Origin of the sequence: Kocuria sp. WN036 (genome assembly GCF_002287015.1) — a bacterium.
In the GTDB taxonomy this organism is placed as follows: Bacteria; Actinomycetota; Actinomycetes; order Actinomycetales; family Micrococcaceae; genus Kocuria; species Kocuria rosea.
The window spans coordinates 51,209-72,597 of sequence record NZ_NSKF01000010.1 but is presented as its reverse complement, the minus strand read 5'-3'; the positions used below and the strand labels follow the sequence as shown (position 1 = coordinate 72,597).

The 21,389-nt window shown below is 67.1% G+C and carries 16 protein-coding genes; 6 read left to right on the top strand and 10 right to left on the bottom strand.

Annotated elements, in window-relative coordinates; genetic code table 11:
• Positions 1 to 2 precede the first annotated feature (2 nt).
• Entirely contained in the window at positions 3 to 575 is a 573-nt protein-coding gene (locus tag CK505_RS08300; protein WP_084271826.1) for a PIN domain-containing protein, read from the top strand.
• An 81-nt stretch (positions 576 to 656) separates the two neighbouring features.
• On the opposite strand, the gene CK505_RS08295 is transcribed toward CK505_RS08300, so the two are convergent.
• Positions 657 to 1,118 carry a hypothetical protein gene (locus tag CK505_RS08295; RefSeq protein WP_062737304.1) on the bottom strand — a complete coding sequence of 154 codons (462 nt, stop codon included), beginning with the start codon at positions 1,116 to 1,118 and terminating at the stop codon, positions 657 to 659.
• A 240-nt stretch (positions 1,119 to 1,358) separates the two neighbouring features.
• Between CK505_RS08295 and CK505_RS08290 the strand changes: the two genes are divergently transcribed.
• Positions 1,359 to 1,952 (top strand): recombinase family protein, encoded by a 594-nt coding sequence (locus CK505_RS08290; RefSeq protein ID WP_095650809.1) that lies wholly within the window; start codon positions 1,359 to 1,361, stop codon positions 1,950 to 1,952.
• A 1,467-nt stretch (positions 1,953 to 3,419) separates the two neighbouring features.
• On the top strand, positions 3,420 to 4,694 hold the full coding sequence (locus CK505_RS08285; protein WP_353301337.1) for a heparan-alpha-glucosaminide N-acetyltransferase domain-containing protein: 1,275 nt from the start codon (positions 3,420 to 3,422) through the stop codon (positions 4,692 to 4,694).
• A 108-nt stretch (positions 4,695 to 4,802) separates the two neighbouring features.
• On the opposite strand, the gene CK505_RS08280 is transcribed toward CK505_RS08285, so the two are convergent.
• From CK505_RS08280 to CK505_RS08250, 7 genes are all read right to left on the bottom strand, one after another.
• Positions 4,803 to 5,882 (bottom strand): cell wall metabolism sensor histidine kinase WalK, encoded by a 1,080-nt coding sequence (locus tag CK505_RS08280; RefSeq protein ID WP_095650771.1) that lies wholly within the window; start codon positions 5,880 to 5,882, stop codon positions 4,803 to 4,805.
• A gap of 56 nt (positions 5,883 to 5,938) precedes the next feature.
• Positions 5,939 to 6,658 (bottom strand): response regulator transcription factor, encoded by a 720-nt coding sequence (locus tag CK505_RS08275; protein ID WP_095650770.1) that lies wholly within the window; start codon positions 6,656 to 6,658, stop codon positions 5,939 to 5,941.
• A 403-nt stretch (positions 6,659 to 7,061) separates the two neighbouring features.
• Complete coding sequence (locus CK505_RS08270; protein WP_095650769.1) at positions 7,062 to 7,277, bottom strand: hypothetical protein; 216 nt, start codon at positions 7,275 to 7,277, stop codon at positions 7,062 to 7,064.
• A gap of 51 nt (positions 7,278 to 7,328) precedes the next feature.
• Entirely contained in the window at positions 7,329 to 8,123 is a 795-nt protein-coding gene (locus tag CK505_RS08265; RefSeq protein WP_095650768.1) for a cytochrome c oxidase assembly protein, read from the bottom strand.
• 847 nt (positions 8,124 to 8,970) lie between these two features.
• Complete coding sequence (locus CK505_RS08260) at positions 8,971 to 10,566, bottom strand: M23 family metallopeptidase (RefSeq protein ID WP_158279241.1); 1,596 nt, start codon at positions 10,564 to 10,566, stop codon at positions 8,971 to 8,973.
• Between the two features lie 379 nt (positions 10,567 to 10,945).
• Positions 10,946 to 11,896, bottom strand: a complete 951-nt coding sequence (locus CK505_RS08255; protein ID WP_062737393.1) for a M56 family metallopeptidase — start codon at positions 11,894 to 11,896, stop codon at positions 10,946 to 10,948.
• Positions 11,897 to 11,902: 6 nt separating this feature from the next.
• Entirely contained in the window at positions 11,903 to 12,289 is a 387-nt protein-coding gene (locus CK505_RS08250) for a BlaI/MecI/CopY family transcriptional regulator (RefSeq protein ID WP_219930804.1), read from the bottom strand.
• Positions 12,290 to 12,397: 108 nt separating this feature from the next.
• Here CK505_RS08250 and CK505_RS08245 point away from each other — a divergent pair, with 108 nt between their 5' ends.
• The 3 genes from CK505_RS08245 to cydD are packed head-to-tail and all read left to right on the top strand — an operon-like array spanning position 12,398 to position 18,529.
• Entirely contained in the window at positions 12,398 to 13,981 is a 1,584-nt protein-coding gene (locus CK505_RS08245; RefSeq protein WP_062737391.1) for a cytochrome ubiquinol oxidase subunit I, read from the top strand.
• A gap of 28 nt (positions 13,982 to 14,009) precedes the next feature.
• Entirely contained in the window at positions 14,010 to 15,104 is a 1,095-nt protein-coding gene (gene cydB, locus CK505_RS08240) for a cytochrome d ubiquinol oxidase subunit II (protein WP_062737390.1), read from the top strand.
• Positions 15,101 to 18,529, top strand: a complete 3,429-nt coding sequence (cydD, locus tag CK505_RS08235; protein WP_062737389.1) for a thiol reductant ABC exporter subunit CydD — start codon at positions 15,101 to 15,103, stop codon at positions 18,527 to 18,529. The genes cydB and cydD overlap by 4 nt, the downstream gene beginning before the upstream one ends.
• Positions 18,530 to 18,724: 195 nt before the next feature.
• Here cydD and CK505_RS08230 read toward each other — a convergent pair whose 3' ends face one another.
• Both CK505_RS08230 and CK505_RS08225 read right to left on the bottom strand, forming a co-directional pair.
• Positions 18,725 to 19,639, bottom strand: coding sequence for an MIP/aquaporin family protein (locus CK505_RS08230; RefSeq protein ID WP_084271836.1), 915 nt, complete (start codon positions 19,637 to 19,639; stop codon positions 18,725 to 18,727).
• 297 nt (positions 19,640 to 19,936) lie between these two features.
• Positions 19,937 to 21,106, bottom strand: coding sequence for a heparan-alpha-glucosaminide N-acetyltransferase domain-containing protein (locus CK505_RS08225; RefSeq protein WP_219930791.1), 1,170 nt, complete (start codon positions 21,104 to 21,106; stop codon positions 19,937 to 19,939).
• Between the last annotated feature and the right edge of the window lie 283 nt (positions 21,107 to 21,389).

Sequence of the window (21,389 nt, the reverse complement as noted above, 5' to 3'; positions counted from 1 at the left end):
ACATGTTCGCCGCCATCCTTGATACCTGTGTTTTATGGCCCAGTTTGCAACGGGATTTCATCCTGAGTATGGCGGCGGAAGGTTTGTATCGGCCGCTGTGGAGTGAGGCCATCCTCGGAGAACTACGCCGGCATGAGGAACTGAAGCTACTTGGGCGTGGGGTGGAGGCAGAAGAATCCCAGCGGCGTTCTGACTACCTCATCATGAAGATGCGCACGAACTTCGACGACGCACTCGTGACTGGCTGGGGACCACTGGAGGGAAGTTACGGGCTGCGCGACCCCAACGACGAGCATGTTGTCGCAGCCGCCGTCGTGGGGGGTGCGGGAGGGATTGTCACCGACAATTTCAAGCACATTCAGCCGGAAAAAGTGCCCGCGCACATCAAAGTTCTACACCCTGCCGAGTTCGCAGCAGACACTGCAGACGTCGATCCGTTGAGGGCGGCGTACGCGCTTCACACCCTTGCAGGCCGACTACGCAACCCCCCACGTACACCTGCAGAAATTCTTGTTCTTCTCGAAAGTCGCTACGCCATGCATGATGTTGCCGAAATCCTCGCGCCGCATGTTTAGGCAGGACCAGCAGTCATAAGAAACCAGCTTCGATAGTTGTCCGACAAGAAACCCGCGGGTCTGCCGTAGCCTATGCCCGGCTCATTCTGTCTCTGCAGTGAGTCCGATATCAGCGGCTTGATCAGCCGTGGAAATATCTGTGCTGGCGGCAGCATCGATGGCCTTTGCCCGGTTTCCGGTGATGACCGTGCCCTCCTGGGTGAGGTCCACGCAGAGCATGCCGTCCTCCACGAAGGGCTTCCACCGCCTCGTGGCTGTGGTGTCGATGTCGTAGTGGGCGGTAAAGGCCGTGGCCGAGACAACCGCCTGCCCAGGGCCACGCTTGGAACCGTTCCGGACCGCGTAGGCGTGCGGGGCGGAGTCATCGGCGACGCGCAGTGCCATGACCTGGCGGTCGTGGTCGTAGAGCAGTTCGACCGTCTCGGCGTTGTTGATTAGGTCGTGAGCGGCCTTGTTCAGCGAGATCACCCCGCGCTTTTGGATAGTCACACTCGGTGCCTTAGCCAGCGGAGTCATTCTCTTGTCGAACACCTCGAACGGCATCGTTCCCCTTATGGCTCGTAGCTGACATCGATGCACATCATCGTAACCATGGCATGCGCTTGCCCGGCAGTCATGCGAACCACATCGAGTGTGTCTCTGAAGGCATGGGATGCGAGACGTCTCGTCCGATAAATTTGCGCCCGCATGTTTCCGCGGGTCGGCCTGTCTCGCATCTATGTGCTTTATTAATGCCCCTAGAATCGGATGCTCAACGTTAGTTGCGAGACAGGTGCAGTGGACATGGGGAAGCTGATCGGGTATGCGCGCGTCTCGACGCGCCAGCAGGACGCAGACCGCCAAGTGTCTGACCTGTTGCGTGCCGGCGTGCGACGCGATGACATCTATGTCGGCAGTGGAGTGTCTGGAGGTCGTGCGTCGCGTCCACAGTTCGACCGGGCGGCCGCTGCGCTCGAGGAGGGTGACACGCTGGTGGTCACCACGTTGGACCGGTTGGGGCGGTCGACGCAGAACATGCTGGCCTTCGCCGACGCGCTGCGGGGCAGAGGTGCGGGGTTGCGGGTGCTCAACTTGGGTGGGGGAGACGTGGATACCGCCACCCCGATGGGCTCGATGGTCTTCACCGTCATGGCCGCCCTGGCGCAGATGGAGGTGGCGATCAAACGGGAGCGGATCACGGACTCGGTGGCCAAGCGGCGCGCCGCCGGCAAGGACCTCGGCGGGCGGCGCCAAACCTTCACCGACTCCCAGATCCGCAACGCCCTGCGGCTCATCGAGGGCGGAGAGCCGGCCGCCCAAGTCGCCCGCGACCTCGGCATGTCCCGAGCCACCCTCTACCGGCGGATCAGGGAGCTCCCGCAAGCGACGACCATCTGAGACCGTCGTTGCCTGTGGACATCGTGGTACGTATGACACAGCCGTATTTCAGGCTGGCAGGCAACGACGAACTGGACTGCAGGATCAAAGACCTGCGGAGGGGGCGCATCAGCACAGCTTCCGTGACGGACCCACCACGGGATGACATCAGGGTCGCTTCAAGACTCTTCCGCATGTCCGAAACGACCCTGTATCCGCGGATTCGGGAGCTGCCGCAAGCGACAACGATCCGAGTCCTCCTCCTCCGGTGAACATTGCGATGCGTATGTCATCGGTGTGTTGCCGGAAAAGTGGAACCCATGGTCACTTGGTTCTGAATATTGAAATCGAAGATTTATGTTGCGTTACCTTAAACGTGATGTATAGATTTCCTGAAGTTTGTTCACCAGATGCTCGACGGGCTGGCCTACCGGCTCAATGAGCATTACAGTTTGCTAGTGAGAACACCCCGTTCTCACCCACCCGTGCACGGGCATTCGGGTGCCCCGGCTCTGCTCCCCGGATACCGGGGCACCCGTCTTGACAGTGGAAGCGGCGACCGAGGAAGTGCGAGGCCCTCGGGGCGCCCCACGGTTTCCGCATTTGGATCCAACCTTGCCCCTGCGATGCACTGTCCCGGCAGGGATGGGCGCAGGAGAAACGCATGAGGACATGTGGAGAGTGTTGGGGCTTGGTGTCCTCCTGGAGTGGCTAGCAGTGACCGCCTCCGCGGCATGGCCGCCACTCATGGTCTTGGAGCCATGGGTAGGGCCTCATGTGGAGCCTTCTTCGGCAGGCTGTCTAGCACCGGGCCCATCCTGATCAACCAGCACCCATGTCACTTCTCGCACTGGTGCTGATCACGACATTGCTAACGGAAGTCCGGGATATAAATATGTCCAGGACCACGCCCTATTGGCCCTATTGGTGCATGCTGCAACTGTCGCCCCTGAACTTGAGACTGGAATGCTCATCGTGCTGGCGCATCGTCCTAAAAAGTGCAATATTTATCAAGGAAATCTAACGATTGTATAGTTTAAGTAAAGGAAGTGTGTAAATACCATAAATTATGGTGTTTAATCACCTTGCGTCCTTTTTTTCGGGGCGGAGACGACGTAACTTCCAGATCGGGAACCCCCAGTTCTCATCGGCCGCACCCGGGCAGTCCCCCGGGTCAGCGGTGTGGGGGCCCTGGTTCGATCTTCGCGAACCAGGGCCCCTTCCCAATTTCCCAATTGGACTGGCATGGATGGGGAGCGTGGCAGAGACGGCATCCCTCTGGCGATTTTTCGTGCAGGAACCGATTGAGCGGCCTCAAGGTCTCCCACTTCGGTCATGTCGCTTGTGCATCCGACTGCCTTATGGCGAGGGTTCCGGGAATCTTCACGGGAACTTGAGAGAGCTGCAACATCGGCTTTAAGGACAGCGCGCACCCTGGAGTTAAATCGGCCTCGGACACCCCGAGGCCTCGAATGCGGCGGGGGTCGCATGCCTCACCGGTTCCGAAGAGGGCCGGCTCGATCAGGGGGAGTCATGAGCGCGATGTCACGAGCGGAGAAAGCCGATTCAGGAGGGCTCGAGGATGCACTGATCCGGCCCACACGCCGGTTGGTGGGGATCGATGCGGCGAGGGGGCTGGCGTTGGTCGGGTTGATGGCCATCCACATCCTGCCCTCCTGGAACGAGGAGACCGGGGAGGCCAGCTTCACCTGGCGGGTGTTCTCCGGGGACTCCGCGGCCCTGTTCGCCCTGCTGGCCGGGGTGGGTCTGGCGCTGACCTCCGGTGGGCGCCACCCGCACGAGGGCCAGGCGATAACCGCCGACCGGATCGGGCTGGCGGTACGGGCCGTGCTGATTGCCGCTGTGGGGCTGTGGATCGGGACGCTGATGCCCGCAGACGCCCCGGCGGACAACATCTTGATCTACTACGGGGTGTTCTTCCTGCTGGCAATCCCCTTCCTCCACACCGGGCCGAAGGCGCTCTTCGGCTCCGCGGCGGTTTTCGGGCTCGTGTCCCCGCTGCTGATGCAGGGCCTGCTCAACGAGCTGCCCGCCTGGAGCAACTACAACCCCACCCTCACCACCGTCCTCACGGAGCCGGGGGCCACGGCCTCCCAGTTGCTGCTCACCGGGACCTACCCAGCCCTGCCGTACATGACTTATCTGCTGGTCGGCATGGGTCTGGGCCGGTTGAACCTGCGCAAGCAGGAGGTGCAGATCCGGCTGCTGGTCATCGGTGTCGGGATCGCGATCTTTGCTCAGGCCACCTCCTACTTCCTGCTCTACGCCTTCGGCGGCTACCAGCGGCTGCTGGACGCCTCCTCGTTCGGTGAGGAGGAACTCGCCGAGGTCCTGATCTGGGGACCGGACTCCCTGCCGACCTCCACGGTGTGGTGGCTGGCGATCGCCACCCCGCACACCAACACCCCGCTGGCGATCGCGGCCAGCCTGGGCGTGAGCCTGGCCGTGCTCGGGGCCTTCCTGCTGATCGCCCGCAAGGCCGAGGCCTGGCTGCTGCCGCTGGCAGCGATGGGCGTCATGACTCTGACCCTGTACACCGCTCACCTGGTGGGCCTGTCCTTCGAGCTCCACTACGACCAGCCGTACCTGTGGTTCCTGATCCACGTGACGCTGGCGGCCTTGTTCGCGGTCGCCTGGTACCGCGCCCTGGGCCAGGGCCCGCTGGAACGGGTTGTCAGCCTCAGCGTGAAAGGCACCCGCCGGCTCGTGCTCGGAGGGACCACTGGGACCTCGCGCAGGTAGGTGCCTCTGCACCGCCGCAGGCCGTGCCCGTCACCAAGCTCCGAAGCTCTTGGTGGCGGGCACGGCCCGCAGTCGTTTTCAAGCCTTAGGTCCGGGTGCTCCCAGTGTTCAGCCGGTGGGGCGACGGTAGGGCAGGTGGATCCGGAAGCTGGCGCCCCGGCCGTGGCCGTCGCTGGTGGCCTCCAGGGTTCCGCCCTGGGCCTCGACGAGGGCCTTGCTGATCGCCAGGCCCAGCCCCGAGCCGCCGCGGTGGGCCTCCCGGCCGGTGTTCGCGCGGTAGAAGCGCTCGAAGACGTGCGGGAGGCTCTCGGCACTGATGCCCTCCCCGGTGTCGGTGACGGTGTAAGTGACCGCCTCGGCGGTGTGGTCGGTGCGCAGGATGATGGTGCCCCCGGTCGGGGTGTGGCGCAGGGCGTTCTCCAGCAGGTTGCTCAGCACCTGGCCCATCCGTTCCGGGTCCAGCGGCACCGGGGCGGTCTCCGGGCCGGTGCTCACCGCGGTGATCGACACACCCTTGCCGGCGGCGTCGGGCTCGATGGCCGCGACCGCCTGGACCGCCAAATGCTCCGGGTCTTGGGGGGTGAGCTGCAGGCGGGTCATGCCCTCTTCGGCGGCGGTGAGCTGGCGGATGTCGCGGGCCAGGCGCTCCAGGCGGGTGATCTGGGCGTGAAGGATGCCGGTGGTGTGCGCATCGAGGGCGACCACCCCGTCCTCGACCCCTTCCAGGTGGCCTTTGAGGCTGGCCAGTGGGGTGCGCATCTCGTGGGCTAGGTCGGCGAGCATCTGGCGCCGTGTGGTGTCCACCGCGCTGAGCTTGGCCGCCATCTCGTTGAAAGAGGAGGCCAGGGCGTCGAACTCCGGGCCCAGCTTGGTGGAGGTGACGCGGACATCGTAGTTGCCCGCGGCCACCTCACCGGCGGCGGTGCTGAAAGAGGCCAGGGACCGCCCGATCGTGCGGTAAAGGTAGAAGGTGAGCAGCCCGGCGATGTAGAGAGCCGGCAACCCGCCGATGGCCAGGGCCGTGAGACTCACCGAGCGGAAGGCGTCCTCCAGGTGCACCAGCCCGAGGGCCTCATCGGCGTGACCCGACTCGACGAGCTCGTGGTAGAACATGTTCGGCCCGACCAGCACCGCGGTCACGACCACGATGATCAACCCGATCAACAGCACCGCGGTCTGGGCCAGCATCAACCGCACCGTCAACGGGCTCCAGGACCAGCGCGGGCTTGTTAAGACAGTGCTGCTCATTCTCCGGTGCCCATCCGGAAACCGATCCCGCGGATCGTATGGATGAACTTCGGGCTGGCGGCCTCATCGCCGAGCTTCTTGCGGATCCGCCCGATGTGCACGTCCACCAGGTGTTCGTCCCCGGTCCAGCGCGTGTCCCAGACGATCTCCACCAGCTGCCGGCGCGAGAGCACCATCTGCGTGTGCGTCGCCAGGGCGGCCAGCAGATCGAACTCGATCCGGGTCAGTGCCACCGACTCCCCGCCCACGCGGACCTCCCGGGCGGCCTCGTCCACCACCAGGTCCCCGATCACCAGCTCCTGGGCCCGCCCCGCCGGCGGCGGGGTGGGCGCGGGGCGGGTGCGGGCCCGGCGCAGCATGGCCTGGACCCGGGCCACGAGCTCGCGCGGGCTGAACGGCTTGGTCACGTAGTCGTCGGCTCCCACCGACAGGCCCACGATCTTGTCGACCTCGTCGTCGCGGGCGGTGAGCATCAGCACGTGGCAGTCGGAGAAGGTCCGCACCTGACGGCACACCTCGATCCCGTCGATTCCCGGTAGCCCCAGATCCAGCACGAGGACGTCCGGGGCGTACTCCCGCACCGCGGCCACCGCGTCCGTGCCGTCGTGGCGCACCTCGACGTCCAGGCCCGCCTTGCGCAGATATTCCGCGACCAGTTCCGCCAGGTCGACCTCATCGTCGACCACCAGAACACGCCCGGTGAGCGGATCCGTCATCTGTCCTCCCTGTCCTGATCGCTGTGATGTGAGTGCTGTGAGCCTCGGTGTCCCGGGTGGCCGTGCTGCCCGCGCGGGACCGGCGGTGCGGGTGGGGCAGTCGTGGACGGGTTCACCGGCGAGCTGGTGGTCGGTGTGGTTGACGCTCTCCCGCACCGTGAACCGTCACGGCTTCTCCGCCGTCTTCACAATCCGAGGATGCAACGGGTGGTCTGTATCAGCGGATCCGGGAGCTGCCGCAGCCGACGATCTGAGGCCGTCCTGGCTTACGGGGTCCGTGATGCGTAGGTCGCCCCGTCGACGGGCATGTCACGGGGCGGGCCACAGCCCCGTCGCGGGGGACGCGTTCCCCATCACCTGAGGCGGTCAGCCGCTAGCCCCCCCGCTGACATGATGCCCGGGGTCAGCGCGTGGGCTCGTTGTCGGCGAGGGAGGATGGACTGAAGGGGAGGGCGTCGCTCTCGCGTTGCTTGAGGTCCTTATACCAGCGTGCTGCGTCGTCCTGGGAAGCGGATTCGACGGCGCGCTCGGTGCGGTCGCCGCGGAAAATCGAACGCATGATCAGCCAGAAGATGACGCCGATGCAGATGGACGGCAGCACAGCCGCGAAGTACTCCATGGATGTATTCTCCCTTAGGGATCTGGACGGACGCTGGCGCCGGGTGTGTACTCAGCGCGGTGCATGGGTGTCTGTCAGGGGTATTCCACGGGGGCGGGTGGCGGTGTACCACTGGGCGCAGAAAACAACGATCAAGGTGACGTCCACGGCGTCCCCACCGTAATACATGATCTGCGCCCCGATTCGCGCGTCGGCGAAGTCAACGCCGGCGGGCGGGTGGCCGTAAAGCCACTTGGCCAAGATCGAATGGGCTGTGAGAAACCCAATGAGCGCTGCGGTCCGCAGGGCGAAGGAGCTCCGGTGCGGGTTCGGGTCAATCCCCACCATCGCGGCGGTGAAAAGATAGCCGGCCAGGAAGACGTGGGCGTGGACGAGCGCATACAACCACACCGAGGTGTGCATCATGCCGTACAGATCGGTGGTGTAAAGCGCCCACAGGCCCCCGACGTTGAGCACCACCGCGACCACCGGATGGGTCAGAGCCCGCACGAGAGCGGTGCGCAGGGCCCAGGAGAGCGCGCGGGCCTGAACCACAGGCAAAGCACGCAGAGCAAGAGTGACCGGGGCACTGAGCACCAGACACAGTGGCGCGACCATGCCCAAGAGCAGGTGCCCGACCATGTGGGCGGGAAAGCTCGTGCGGGCGGCTTCAGCGATCGGGCCCACCAGCCCGACCCCGGCGCAGAAGAGCCCGGTGTACCACAGCACGGCGCGGTGGATCGGCCAGCGCCCCCGGTGGCGGGACGCCCACCATCCCGCGGCGTAGCCGACCGCGCCCAGACCGAACGCCAGGGCTGTGACGTATCTGAACAAAGTCCAACCGAACATGCCGTGGTCGTGACTCATCGCGATTATCGTACATCTGTTTTCAAGACCTGGTCGGTCGTTGATCGCCCTCGTCCGGCTGGCTGACCATTCCTGTATGGCCACGATGAAGCCGCAGTGGATGATCGACTGTGGGAGCTGATCGCCCCGCTCATCCCGCCCCTAACGCCGCCGCGAGGTCCCGGTAGGCGGCGTGGATCGATGACTGGGCCGCTGTGGAGGGCATCTTGTTCGTGCTGCATACCTCGGTGTCGTTGACCTGCCACCGGCTCTGGGGCACGGGTCCGGACACACCGCCTGGTTGCCTCTGCGCGAGTGACAGGCGGCCGGGGTTTGAGAGAAGCCCCACCGGGCCGTGCTCGAGGAGCTCTCCGAGGAGCAGATCCTCGACTGGACAGGGGCCAGCATCGACTCGGTGTCGGTACGAACCCAAAAAGGGGAGCGAGCTGACCGGCCCGAACTCCACCGACCACGCGAACCCGGGCTCCAAGTACTACCTGCTCACTGACCGCAACGGCCTGCCCCTGCACGTTCACGCCCCGGCCGCCAACACCCACGACAGCCGTCTCTTCGAACTCCTGATGGTGGCCACCTCCGGTGTGCGCGATCGGTGCGGACGTCCCGTGCAGCCACGGCGCCGCCCAGGCATCAAAGTGCGTGTTACCCGCCGTGGGATCGAGGCCAAAACTCATCTGGATCGACACGGCTTGGTGGTCGAGCGCCCCATCTCCGGGGTCTTGCGCTTCAAACGCCTCGGAATCCGCTACGACCGCATCGTCGGCACCCTGGTCCTCTGCCCTGCTCGGCCTCCCGCTCATCAACGTTCGCCGACTGCGCCAGGCGACCAAGTTATGAGATCAGGTGCACCTCAGCGTGCCTGCACTGCACTGGTGGCCGGCGAGGTGCCGGCATTCCGATTTCCCCGGGCAGGGGCCGTGATTCCTGCCGGAGCGCTCGGCTCGCCAGTCTCGGGGGTTGGTTTGCCGGACGTCACTCGTGCCGGGCGTATGGGCCCCTCTTCCTTGTCATTGAGGATGCCGTCCCCGTCAATGTCCGGGTCTCCTTCATTGAGCAGGCCGTCCCCATCCATGTCCGGATCAACCTCATCGACGAACTTATCGCCGTCGAGGTTGTCGTCAGCCTCGTTGTCGATGCCGTCCCCGTCGAGGTCGGTGTCTTCAATATCGAGGGTGCCGTCGCGATCGGTGTCCCGTCTGGTGTCCGGAACCCGGGGCGCCACCCCGGGCAGGAGATCCTTCTCTTTCCCAGTGTCCGCGGACGGTGGCGGCGCGGATGGTGGCGGCGCGGATGGTGGCGGCGCGGGTTTGGGCGGTGCCGGTTTGGGCGGTGCCGGCTTGGACGGTGCCGTTAGGGGCCCGGGCGGGGTCGCAGCAGGTGCTGGTTTGGCGGGCTTTACCGGCTTGGTCTGGGGGGCCGTGGGCTTTTGCGCTGCTGGCGGTGCAGGAGTCGGTGTGGGGCTGGGTTTTGCAGGAGCGGAAGGCTCGGCCGTGGGCTGTGGCTCCTTCGTGACCTTCTTGGTCGCAGCGGCCTTCTGCTCGGCAGCCTTCCTTTGGGCGACCTTCTTCTGATCGGCAGTCTCTTCGCCTGAGGCGGCCTTTTTCTTGGCGGCGGTCTCGTCCTCCGGGAGAGCCGGCACGGGCACCTCCAAGGAGTACTTGCTGCGGGAGGCGGGAATGACGCGGAGGCCGTCGACCCAGTCGAAGGACTGGGGGTCCACGGCCTGCCCGTCGACCCAGGTCTCGAGGTGCAGGTTTGGTCCCGTGACCCGGGTTCCGGTGGCACCGACGGAACCGAGCTGCTCGGACGCGGTCAGCCGGTCACCGGTGGCCACCCTGACGTCCTGGAGGTGGTTGTAGGTGGTTCTCAGTCCGTCCGCGTGGGTGACCTCCACACGGTTGCCGCCCCAGACGTCCCAGAACACGGCCGTCACCTCGCCCTCGGCGGCCGCCACGACCGGCAGCCCTGCGGCGGCGGAAACGTCGGTGCCGTTATGGAACTCGCGGTCGCCGCGATCGGGGGCGATCCGCCACCCGAAGGTGCCCCCGGTCAGGACGGCCCCGGGAGTGGTGGGGGCGATGAGGGTGTTGACGGGAAGCTCGCCCGAGTACAGCCTCGGTGCGTGCCGCCCCGGGCGCACCGTCGAGGCCGCGTTCCGGTCGCCGTCGCCCGGGCCGGTGCCTTGGCGCCAGGAGCCGTTGCCCGTGGCGCCGTCACGGACGGGCGAGGTGGAACGGTTTTGCCGCAGCGGTGCCGCCGGGGGGTGCTGCCGCTCCTGACCTGACGCGAAGAGGCTCCACCCGCTGTCCGACCGCTCCGAGGACGTCGAGGAACCCGCCGACGCCCCGAAGGCAGCCCCTCGTTCTTCGCCGGCCCCCGGAGTGACGCCCGAGCTGACGGCCACGCTCAGCGCCACGAGGGCCGAGAACGCGGCGAGGGCGCTCACCGGCGAGGAGGCGCGGTGACGGAGGTCGGGCTTGGCAGGGCGGCGAGAGGAGTCGCGGGGCATGATGGTGTTTCCCCCAGGACGTCGCAGGCAGCGACGGAAAGATCGAGCAACGGACCGCAGGCATCAAACATTGGTGTGCGCGTAGGAGCACGGACAATTCTCCTGAGGATACGTCTTCGCTCCCGTTAATGCGGCGTCGTGCGGGGACGCAACGCTGTATGACGCGCAGAGCTGCCGCCCTCCGGTTCGAGGTTCCTGGTTCGGTGGCGGCAGAGTGGCGCTGAGGTACCTCATGTGACGCGGTAGATACCGATGTCAGGGCGCCCTGTCGTGGGTCAGATGTTGCCGTGGCAGCCAGCGTGGTTCGCGCCTGTGGTCAGTCGAACAGGTTGGTGAGGCCGGGGGCGAGCAACAAGATGGTGGGCACGGAGATGAGCGCAGCGGCTGCGCCGATGACTGTTGCTTTTTGCCCCGTCGGCAGGGGTGTGGCCTCCAGCCGCAGGATGCGATGACGAGCATCCTCGGTAGGGGCCGTTCCTGTCCAGGTGCCTTGGAAGCGGTGCGAGGGAGCAGCGAATCCACCGGTGCTGACAAGGACGACGGCTCGGGCGAGGGTACGGTCGTCGACGCTCCGGCGGGCGCTGTCGTCGGCGAGCATCTCGACGAGGAGCCCGACTTCGCGGTGGGCGCGGTCGGCGATGGGGAACCAGGGCAGGGAAGCCCTCCAGGCGCGGAATAGCATGAGCACGATGTCATGGCGTTGGGTGGCATGCGCCTTCTCGTGCTCGATCACCGCGTCCAGCTCGTTTTCATCGAGCAGTGACAGCAGTCCGGCAGAGAGGACGGTCATCGTGGTGAACGCCCCGGGGAGGCAGTAGGCGATCGGGGCGGGGTTGTCGAGGAGCCGGGTGCCGGGGGCCTCGGGCAGCGGTGTGCTCAGGAGCAGGACCAGCTGGGCATGGCGCCGACGATCGCGTTCGGCGCGCACAATCGTGACGATCAGGTTCAGCAGCAGATGCCCGCCGAGCAGAACTGCTCCGGACAGCGCGAGGATGTGCATCGGGCCTGCGGGCACCCATGGCTGATCTCCCAAGAAGCTGGCGGCGAAGCTGATGCCGCCCGTGACCAGGTCCGGCCCAAAAGGGGTCAGGCCGAAGGTGAGCAAGGCCCCGAGCATCGACAGCCCGCCGGCCAGGGCGACGGCCTGCCAGAGCACCAGTGCGGTGGCGGGGGCGCAGGTCGGCCACTTGGCGTGCGAGAGAAGGATTGGGACGGGCCAGGCCAGGGCGAGGGCAAATGCCGCGAGGGCGATCGAGGCGCTGATCACATGGACTCAGTGGTCGTCGAGGAGGCGCCGCAGCGTTTGTGCTTCCTCGGAACTGACGCCCCCGACGAAGCGTTCGAGTACGGCGGCCCGGTCGTTGGCTGTTCCGAGGACCTCGTGCATGAGGGAGGCCATGTGCTCCTCCCGGGAGGCCGCAGGTAAGTAGCGGTGGGGGCGGAAGGTGCGTTCCCGTGTGACGAAGCCTTTGCGCTCCAGGCGGGACAGGACGGTGAGCACGGTGGTGGCGGCGCGGGGGCGGCCGCTGTCGGTGGCTAGGGGGAGCTGGTCCTGAAGGTCGTAAGCCGACAGGGGGGTGTCCGCCTGCCAGAGGATCTCCATGATGGATCGCTCCAGGTCACCTAAGGAGGTTGCACGTTTCGATTCGTTGGTTGCCACCGGCTGATTCTAGCGGACCGACCCACGTGTTCTACAGTGGTGTAGAAGTAGTTCTACGACTCGTAGAATTACTTCTACACCACTGTAAACAGGCTTGGGGGACAACCCATGGATCCGTTGGAGATCGCCCGGTGGCAGTTCGGGATCACCACCGTCTACCACTTCGTGATGGTCCCGCTCACGCTCGGGCTGGGTCTGCTGGTGGCGCTCATGCAGACGATGTGGGTGCGTACCGGCAACGGGCGTTGGCTGCGGATGACGAAGTTCTGGGGCAAGCTCTACCTGATCAACTTCATCATGGGCGTGGCCACCGGGTTGGTGCAGGAGTTCCAGTTCGGGATGGCCTGGAGCGAGTACTCCCGCTTCGTCGGCGATGTCTTCGGGGCACCGTTGGCGATGGAGGGCCTGCTCGCCTTCTTCTTCGAGTCCACCTTCCTGGGCCTGTGGATCTTCGGCTGGGATCGCCTGCCCAAGAAGCTGCACCTGGCCACGCTGTGGACCGCGGTGCTGGGCTCCGTGGTTTCGGCCTTTTTCATCATCGTCGCCAACTCCTGGATGCAGCACCCGGTGGGCGTGGAGATGGTGGACGGCCGCCCTGTGATGAACGACGTGTGGGCGGTGCTGACCAATAACACGGCCCTGGTGGCCTACTCCCACACTCTGGCCGGAGCGGTGGCAGTGGGCGCGGCGTTCCTGATTGGGGTTTCCTGGTACCAGCTGTGGCAGCGCCGCCGGGACAACATCGACACCGTCGACGATTCCGGTGCCGTGGTTGTGGGGGAGCGGGCCGATATTCCCGGGCGGGACCGGGTCGACCACGCGGTGTGGCTGTCCAGTCTGCGCATCGGTGCGGTGGTCGCCGCCGTCGCCTTCGGCGGGGTCGCCGCCACCGGGGACCTGCAGGGCAAGCTGATGTTCGAGCAGCAACCGCTGAAGATGGCTGCCGCTGAGGCGGCCTGCCACGATGGCACCAGCTTTTCGGTGCTGGCGGTGGGCCCGCTGGGAGCCCAGGACTGTGACCAGGTGACCAACGTCATCGAGATCCCGGGCCTGTTGTCGTTTCTGGCCCACGGGGACTTTGACACCGAAGTCAAGGGCGTGAACACCCTCATCCCACAGTACGAGGCCGCCTACGGCACCCACCTGCCTGAGGACCCCATGTACGGGCAACGGGCCGGCCAGAAGATCGACTACCTGCCCCTGATGGAGGTCACCTACTGGGGGTTCCGCCTGATGATCGGCTTCGGCATGCTCGCCGCGGGGTTCGCGGCGCTGGCGCTGTGGATCACACGGAAGGGCACCGTCCCGGCTTCCAAGCCCTTGATGTGGGTGGCGGTGGCCTCCATCCTGGCACCCTTCGGGGCCAACATTGCCGGGTGGGTGTTCACCGAGATGGGGCGGCAACCGTTCGTGGTCGTCCCGAATCCCAACCCCAGTGGTGTGGACGGGGTGTACATGTACACCGCCGCTGCCGTCTCCCCGGGAGTCAGCGGGGAGGAGATCCTTTTCTCCCTGGTCACCCTCGGGCTGATCTACGCGGTCCTGCTGGTGGTGGAGACGATGCTGCTCGTGCGCTACGTGCGCGGCGGGGTCGCCTCGGCCATGCCCGAGCTCGCCCACCACGAAGATGACCCCGCCCATCCCGAGGGCATGACCGGTCGGCGCGATGACGTGCTGGCCTTCGCCTACTGAGCCCGACGACCACAGAACGGCCCCTGACATGGAACTGCTTCCCACTCTCTGGTTCATCGCCATCGCGGTGCTGTGGACCGGGTTCATCCTCCTGGACGGCTTCGACCTGGGCGTGGGGATGCTCATGCTTACCAGTACCCGCGATGAGCGCCAGCGCCGGCAGATGCTCAATACCATCGGCCCGGTGTGGGACGGCAACGAGGTGTGGCTGATCACTGCAGCCGCCGGGCTCTTCGCCGCCTTCCCCGACTGGTACGCCTCCTTGTTCTCTGCCCTGTACGTCCCCTTCGTGTTCGTCCTGGTCGGGCTGATTTTCCGGGCGGTGTCCATCGAGTACCGCGGGAAGGTCCACAGCGACCGGTGGCGGCGGTGGGTGGACCGGGCCTTGGGGATGGGGTCGTTCCTGGTCGCCTTCGGGCTAGGTGCTGCCTTGGCTTTGACCACTACGGGTCTGCCGCTGAACGCTAACGGCGACCGCGTCGGCGGGGCCTTCGCCTGGCTCACGCCCTACGCGCTGCTCGGGGGGCTGGCGCTGGTCGGGTTCTGCCTCGTGCACGCCGCGGCCTTCCTGGGACTGAAGACCGAGGGCCCGGTCCGGGTGCGTGCCCGCCGGTTCCTCCTCCGCTTCGGTCCGGCTGCGCTGGTGCCGCTCACCGTGTGGGTGTTGGCCGTTCAAGTGCTCCACGACACGGCCTGGACCTGGCCCCTGGTCGGTGTCGCGGTCGTCGCCGCGCTCTTCGGGTGGACCAGCGCCCGCCTGGGCCGGGAAGGCCGCGCCTTCGCCGGTTCCGCCGCACTGCTGTTCTGCGGTCTTACCTCAATCTTCGCCAACGTCTACCCCGTGGTCCTGCCCTCCACGATCGACCCCGCCCACCACCTGACGGTGGCCAATGCCTCCAGCAGCGACTACACCCTGGGGGTCATGACCGTCGTGGCGGCCATCGGCTTGCCCGCGGTGCTGCTCGCTCAGGGCTGGAGCTACTGGGTGTTCCGCCGGCGCCTGACCACCGGCCATCTTCCCGCCCCCCACCCCGTCCTTCCCGCCGTTGCCCCGAAACTCGCCACGGGCACCCCACGTGAGGGTGTGCCGGGGAGAGGCGCGGACGGGAACAGGCAGGCATGAAACGTCCCCCACTGGGCCCCGGCGGCTCTGCAACAGTCTTTACCCTCAGCCTCCTAGGAGCGCTCAAGGCTCTGGCCCTGATCGGCATGGCCGAAGCCCTGGCTCGCGGCATCGTCGGGGTCATCGCTCATGACACGGCGGCCTGGCAACGGGCTCTGCTGGTCGGGATCGGCGCCGGGTTGCTGCGTGCCGGAACCACCTGGGCCACCCAGGTCGTCGCCGTCCGCGCCGCCGGTCGGGCGAAGCGGGGGCTGCGCCGAGAACTCGCCACCGGCCTCATGGCCGGTGGTGGCCACGACGTCGGCGCCACGACCACCGTGGGCACCATCGGCCTCGACGCCCTCGACGACTACTACGCGCGCGTGCTGCCCTCGGTCACCGCCGCCGCCGCCGTGCCTCTGCTGGTCGGGGCGAGGATTCTGGCCGCCGACTGGGTCAGCGCCCTCATCATCGTGCTCACCGTGCCCCTGATCCCGGTGTTCATGGCACTGATCGGACTGCACTCCCAGGACAAGGCCGGGGAGTCTTCCGCCGTTCTTCAACGGCTCTCCCACCACCTGGTCGAACTCGCCCGTGGACTGCCCGTCCTCGTGGGCCTGGGGCGGATCGAGGAGCAGGCTGCGGCGTTGCGCGATGTCTCCGAGCAGCACCGGCACACGACCATGGTGACGCTGCGCACCGCTTTCCTCTCCGCGCTGGTGCTCGAGCTGATCGCCACGCTCTCGGTCGCCGTCGTGGCGGTGTTCGTCGGCGTGCGTCTCGTTTACGGTGACCTCGACCTCCTGGTGGGGCTCGTTGCCCTCATCCTCGCCCCTGAATGCTTCGCCCCCTTCCGCGACCTCGGCGCAGCCTTCCACGCCTCCCAGGACGGCATGGCAGCCCTGCATCGCTCCCGGGAGATCGTCGCCGAGTCCCCGGCCCCCGACATCCGCAGAACGACGCCGCCGGAATCGAACCCCGCAACGATCAACCCCCGGCCGGACACTCCGGCGGACCAGGCACCCCTGGTGCGGATCAGCGGCGTGGTCGTGCGCTACCCAGGACGGGCCTCCCCAGCAGTATCCGGTCTCGACGCCGAAATTTTCGGCGGAACCATCACCAGCGTCGAAGGCCCCAGCGGCAGCGGCAAATCCACCCTGCTCGGGGTCCTCGCCGGAACCATCGAAGCCCAAAAAGGAACCATCCACGGGATCGACCCGGCTGCAGTGGCCTGGGTGCCTCAGCACATCCACACCGTCGGCGAAACCGTCCTCGACGAGATCCAGCTCTACGCCCACGACACCGCCTCCGCCCACCACGCCCTCGCGCGAGTCGGACTGACCGGGCTGGCCGAGGCGGACCCGAACCAACTCAGTCCCGGGGAGCTGCGCCGCCTGGGCCTGGCCCGGGGCCTGGCCCGCATCACCGCCGGGGCCAGGCTGCTGCTCCTCGACGAGCCCACCGCCCACCTCGATCCCGCCAACGCGCACCGCATCAGAAACCTCATCGACAACCTGCGCGGCACCACAACCGTGATCCTGGCTTCCCACGAAACCGAGATCACTGCCCTCGCCGATCAGACAGTGCTCCTGGGGCAGCCCGCCAGCCCCCGCGGGGAGGGGGCGCACCGCCGGCCAGGAACCACCGCCCCGGAGGAGCCGCCGGTGCCCGATCGCCAGGGCGAGGCGTCCAATTCTTCACTCGCCGAGACCTCCGGTGGTGCGTTGGGCGAGCTCGGGGCGTTCATCGCCTCCACTCGCTGGCGCGTGCTGGGGGCCGCGGCCCTGGGGACGGCCTCAGCCCTGTTCGCCGCCGCCCTCACCACGCTGTCGGGCTGGCTGATCGTGCGCGCCAGCGAGCAACCGGGAATCATGTACCTGATGGTCGCCATCGTCGGCGTCCGCTTCTTCGGCATCGGCCGTGCCGTGCTGCGCTACGCCGAGCGACTGGCCACCCACGATGCCGTCCTGTCCGCCACCACCGAGCTCAGGTCCCGGATCTGGGCCGGGCTAGCCGCCCGCGGCCTGGCCTCCCGGGCCCTGGCCACCGGTGGGGCGGCGCTGGAGCACCTGGTCGAGGCCGCAGACCGGGTCCGTGACCTGGCACCAAGGGTCCTGCTGCCACCGATGGCCGGGGCCGGCACCGCCCTGGGGGCTGTCGTCACCGTCACGGTCCTGTGTCCCAGCGCGGTGCCCACGCTCCTGGTCGCCGTTTTCGGCGGGCTGCTCGCCGGGCCCGCCGCGGCGCTGCTGGCCGATCGCTCGGCGGCCCGCCACCTCACCGTCGTTCGCTCCAAAGTGATCCGCCGCTTCGCCGCGATGGCCGCCGCCTCCAGTGAGCTGCGCGCCAACGATCGAACCGAGGACATGCTCGCCCGGCTGGACGACCTCGAGCAGCGCGCGGACACGTCGACCCGCTCCAGTGCCTGGGCGCGGGGCCTGGGCGAGGCCGTCGTGGTGCTGGCCTGTTCTCTTTCCTCCGTGCTGATGCTGGCTACCACCGCCGAAGCCCTGGCGGCGGGCACGATTTCCACACCGGTCGTCGCCGGACTCGTGCTGCTGCCTCTGGGCCTGATCGACCCGCTGCTCGGCGTGGTCGATGCGGTACAGCAGTGGTCCGCGCTGGCCCAGTCACTGCGCAAGGTCCATGCCGTCACCTCCACAACCACCCGTCACGAGCGACCTCAGCCCCCCGCCGGGCTGGTTCCGGCTCAGGTCCAAGAGCTGACGCTGGCCGACCTGGCCGTCACCTGGCCCCAGGCGCCGGCCCCGGCATTCCGCCACCTCCAGGCCACCGTGCGACGCGGCCAGTGGCTCGTCGTTGAAGGTCCCTCCGGCTCAGGCAAGTCCACCCTGCTGGCGACCCTCCTCGGCCACTTGCCCGCCGCGGAGGGCTCATGGCAGGTCAACGGCTCCGACAGCACCACCTTCGACGCCCGGCAGCTGCGGCGGTGCTTCGCCTGGTGCCCCCAGGAGGCACATCTGTTCGACTCCACCATCCGCGGCAACCTCCTGCTCGCCCGGGGTAAAGACGATCGGCCCACCGATGAGGACATGTACGAGGTCCTCACCCGTGTGGGCCTGGGCCCCTTCCTGGACAGCCTTCCCCGGGGCTTGGACACACCAGTTGGGCCCAGCGGCGGGGAGCTCTCCGGGGGGCAACGTCAACGCGTCGCCGTGGCCAGGGCACTGCTCACCCGCGCCGACGTCATGCTCCTCGACGAACCCACCGCTCACCTCGACGCACCAGCTGCCGACTCGCTGATCTCCGACCTGCGCTCAGCACTGTCCGACCGCATCGTCGTGCTCGTGACCCACCACGCCGAACAACGTGCTGGAGCAGACGTCCACCTCCGCCTACCAGGGGTGCACCAGCACCGCCCACCGCAACCCAGGGACCATGCGCAGGCCAGAAACGGCGACCGGTCACTGACGCGTGTTCTCTGACCGCCCCGCCAACGCAGACGATCTCCCAAGACATCACAGCCCCAGATGAGATACACCTCTCCCGGGGACTCCGCGCGACCTGTCCTCAGCCGCCGACGCTCGGCCGGCCTGCGCTGGCGCGGGTTGATCCACATGGCTCCAACGGGACGTCATGGTGCATAGAACCGTCCCGTCACGAGACACTGCTCGATTCCCTCACACTTCCGGGGCGGTGGAAGTGTCGGTGCTGTTGTTTGCTGTGGCGTCTTCCGTGGATTGCGTAGTGGCGGGGCGGGGTGCGCGGCCCAAATCCACCACACGGTAGATCAAACCCGCCACCAGACCCCCCAACAACGGGGCGACCCAGAACAGCCACAGCTGGGACAGGCTCTGCGCGCCACCGATGGCCGCGGTGCCGGTGGAGCGGGCCGGATTCATCGATCCGCCGTCGAACGGCGCCAGGATGGTGAGCAGGAACGCGAAGGTCGCCCCGATCGCCACCGGGGCCAGTACCGCGTTGGCCCGTGGGGCGGTTGAGCCCAGGACCACGAGAACGAACAAGGTGCTCGCCACGAACTCAATCAGAAGCACGGTGGGCCAGCCGGCTTGGGAAGTGGAGTTCTGCCCGTAGCCGTTGGCCACCGCCCCCAGAGCCTGGGCGGTGGTGGCGGCATCGATCAGTGTCATCAGCACCGCCCACAGCAGCCCCACCGCGACCAGGGCCCCCAGCACCTGGGCCACCACGTAACCGATGGCGACCTTGGGTGATGTGCGCCCGGCCACGACCGCCGCCAGGGTCACGGCAGGATTGAAATGACCCCCGGAGACATGCCCGAAAGCCACCAATACCGCCAGCAGCCCCAGCCCGAAACCCAGTGCGGAATCGATGACCTGGGTGGCGAAAATCCCGGTGCCCACCCCGGCGAAAATCAGCACGGTAGTGCCCGCGAACTCCGCCGCCCACCGGGCACCGGTGGAGGGAGCCGGGGACACCTCGTTGGTGCCGGAATCTTTGCGCACCGCTTTCGGAACCGGAGCCACCAAATCCTGAAAGTCGAGGGCGGCCGTTCCAGCATCACGGGCGGGCGCTGTGGATCCCGCAGCAGCAGGTTGTGCGGTGTTGTCGGTCATAGGGGTTCTCCTGAACGTTGTATCGACACGGCAGGGCCAGAAGGGAAGGCCAGTAAGTCCGGGCGCCGGGCGCCGCTGCAATAGGACCACGGCTAGCTGAATGGTTTTTGAGCACGGGCTCAAATGTGTCGGCCCCACAGCAGGTCCTTGCTGGTCGGTCGCCTCACTCAAGGCTGACAGAGAGGGGACTGGCGAAGGCGCTTTCCCATTCTGTGGGTTCAGCGGATGTGTTGTGGGAGCCCATTCTTGATACCGCCGCCTCGACGGACCCACCCGCTGCTGCAGTTGGGTCCGGGCTCAGTCTTCGCATCGAGCGGAGGTGAGCACGAGCCCACGCCCGGCGCCGGCGGTCCGGGCCAGGGCCAGCTCCAGTGGGCCCTGGCCGTAGGCGCGCTGCCAGGCCACCGCGAACACCGCCGCCCCGCCTGCGTGGATGAGGAACCACAGGAGGGGCACCTCGTAGTGCACCATGGCGGCCAGGGCCAGCAGGTGGGCGGTGTAGAGGGTCAGGGTCATGGAGCCCGCAGCACTGAGCGGCAGCAACCAGGCGCCGGCCTTCCGCCCGATGAGCAGGAACGCCCCCAGCACGGCCGCACCGGAGCCGAGGCCATAGAGGATCGCGATCGGGGTGTTGGTGTGCGGACCGGGGATTAGCAGCCACCACCACGACGTGTCGGGCAGGACGGGGTCGGGGCCCCAGATGATGATCTCGTCGATCTGCTCCTGGCTCAGTCCCGGGGTGGAGCTCATCAGCTGGTCAAAGCCGCCGGCCTGCATGATCAGCACCCAGTAGACCAACCACGCGGCCAGAGCCAGGACCAGGCCCGCCCCGAGCAGCCGGACCTGGACGTGCAGGGACCGCAGGTTGAGCCGGCCGATGGCTACGCCGGCAAGCAGGTAGGTCAGGTATGGGGCCGCAGGGTAGGTACCGGTGAACAACAGTTGGGAGAGCACCGTGCCAGGGTCGGTGAGCACCCCGGTGATGGTGGGATTGTAGACCTCCATCGCGGGCAGCACGCCGCGCAGGGTCTGCATCAGCACCGGGGCGGTCACCGCGGTCACTCCGGCGAGGATGAACAGGGTCCGTGCGGGTAGGTGCAGGAAGGGGATGGCCAGCAGGAAGAACATCCCGTAGTAGGTCAAGATGTTGTAGGCGGGCGGGTCCTCCGGCATGACCTGGTTCACGAGCAGGCCCAGCACAGTGATCAGCACGGCCCGGATGAGCAGCCCCACCCGGTCGGCGGTCATCGTCCGGCCCCGGTGGGCTGTGCGTCCGCCGGTGGAGAACGCCAGCCCGACCCCGGCCAGCAGCGCGAACAGGGCCGCGGCCCGGCCGGCGAACAGCTGCCACTGCAAGGTGACCTCGTAGGTCTCGGGGTCCCAGGCCGGCAAGATGTGGATGGAGAACATCCCGACCAGAGCCAGACCCCGGGCGGCATCGACGCCCACCAGCCGGGATTTTTTCACCAGCGGGAGACCTGAGTCCCCAGTTGGCCCCCGCGTCCCCGAGGTCGGGTGGTGGATGCTGACCATGCTGGTGGGCTCCTTCTCTCGGATGTACCGGCGGGCCCCCGCCCACCGGTCCGGGCACTCCAGGCCCCTCCACCCCCATTTGACCAGGGCGGACTGTCCCGGGCTTATCCTTTCCCTGTGCCCTGGCTGTGTCCGCTGCCGCGTCTCCGGGCGCGCCATGCGGGCCTGCGAACGGTCGTCTCCAGGTCCGCCACCATCAGCACCACGGATGTGCACC

Bases quoted from the DNA above. Each gene is read 5' to 3' on its own strand.
- CK505_RS08300 (WP_084271826.1), top strand. From the start codon at position 3: ATGTTCGCCGCCATCCTTGATACCTGTGTTTTATGGCCCAGTTTGCAA.
- CK505_RS08295 (WP_062737304.1), bottom strand. From the start codon at position 1,118: ATGCCGTTCGAGGTGTTCGACAAGAGAATGACTCCGCTGGCTAAGGCA.
- CK505_RS08290 (WP_095650809.1), top strand. From the start codon at position 1,359: ATGGGGAAGCTGATCGGGTATGCGCGCGTCTCGACGCGCCAGCAGGAC.
- CK505_RS08285 (WP_353301337.1), top strand. From the start codon at position 3,420: ATGCCTCACCGGTTCCGAAGAGGGCCGGCTCGATCAGGGGGAGTCATG.
- CK505_RS08280 (WP_095650771.1), bottom strand. From the start codon at position 5,882: ATGCTGGCCCAGACCGCGGTGCTGTTGATCGGGTTGATCATCGTGGTC.
- CK505_RS08275 (WP_095650770.1), bottom strand. From the start codon at position 6,658: ATGACGGATCCGCTCACCGGGCGTGTTCTGGTGGTCGACGATGAGGTC.
- CK505_RS08270 (WP_095650769.1), bottom strand. From the start codon at position 7,277: ATGGAGTACTTCGCGGCTGTGCTGCCGTCCATCTGCATCGGCGTCATC.
- CK505_RS08265 (WP_095650768.1), bottom strand. From the start codon at position 8,123: ATGAGTCACGACCACGGCATGTTCGGTTGGACTTTGTTCAGATACGTC.
- CK505_RS08245 (WP_062737391.1), top strand. From the start codon at position 12,398: ATGGATCCGTTGGAGATCGCCCGGTGGCAGTTCGGGATCACCACCGTC.
- cydB (WP_062737390.1), top strand. From the start codon at position 14,010: ATGGAACTGCTTCCCACTCTCTGGTTCATCGCCATCGCGGTGCTGTGG.
- cydD (WP_062737389.1), top strand. From the start codon at position 15,101: ATGAAACGTCCCCCACTGGGCCCCGGCGGCTCTGCAACAGTCTTTACC.
- CK505_RS08230 (WP_084271836.1), bottom strand. From the start codon at position 19,639: ATGACCGACAACACCGCACAACCTGCTGCTGCGGGATCCACAGCGCCC.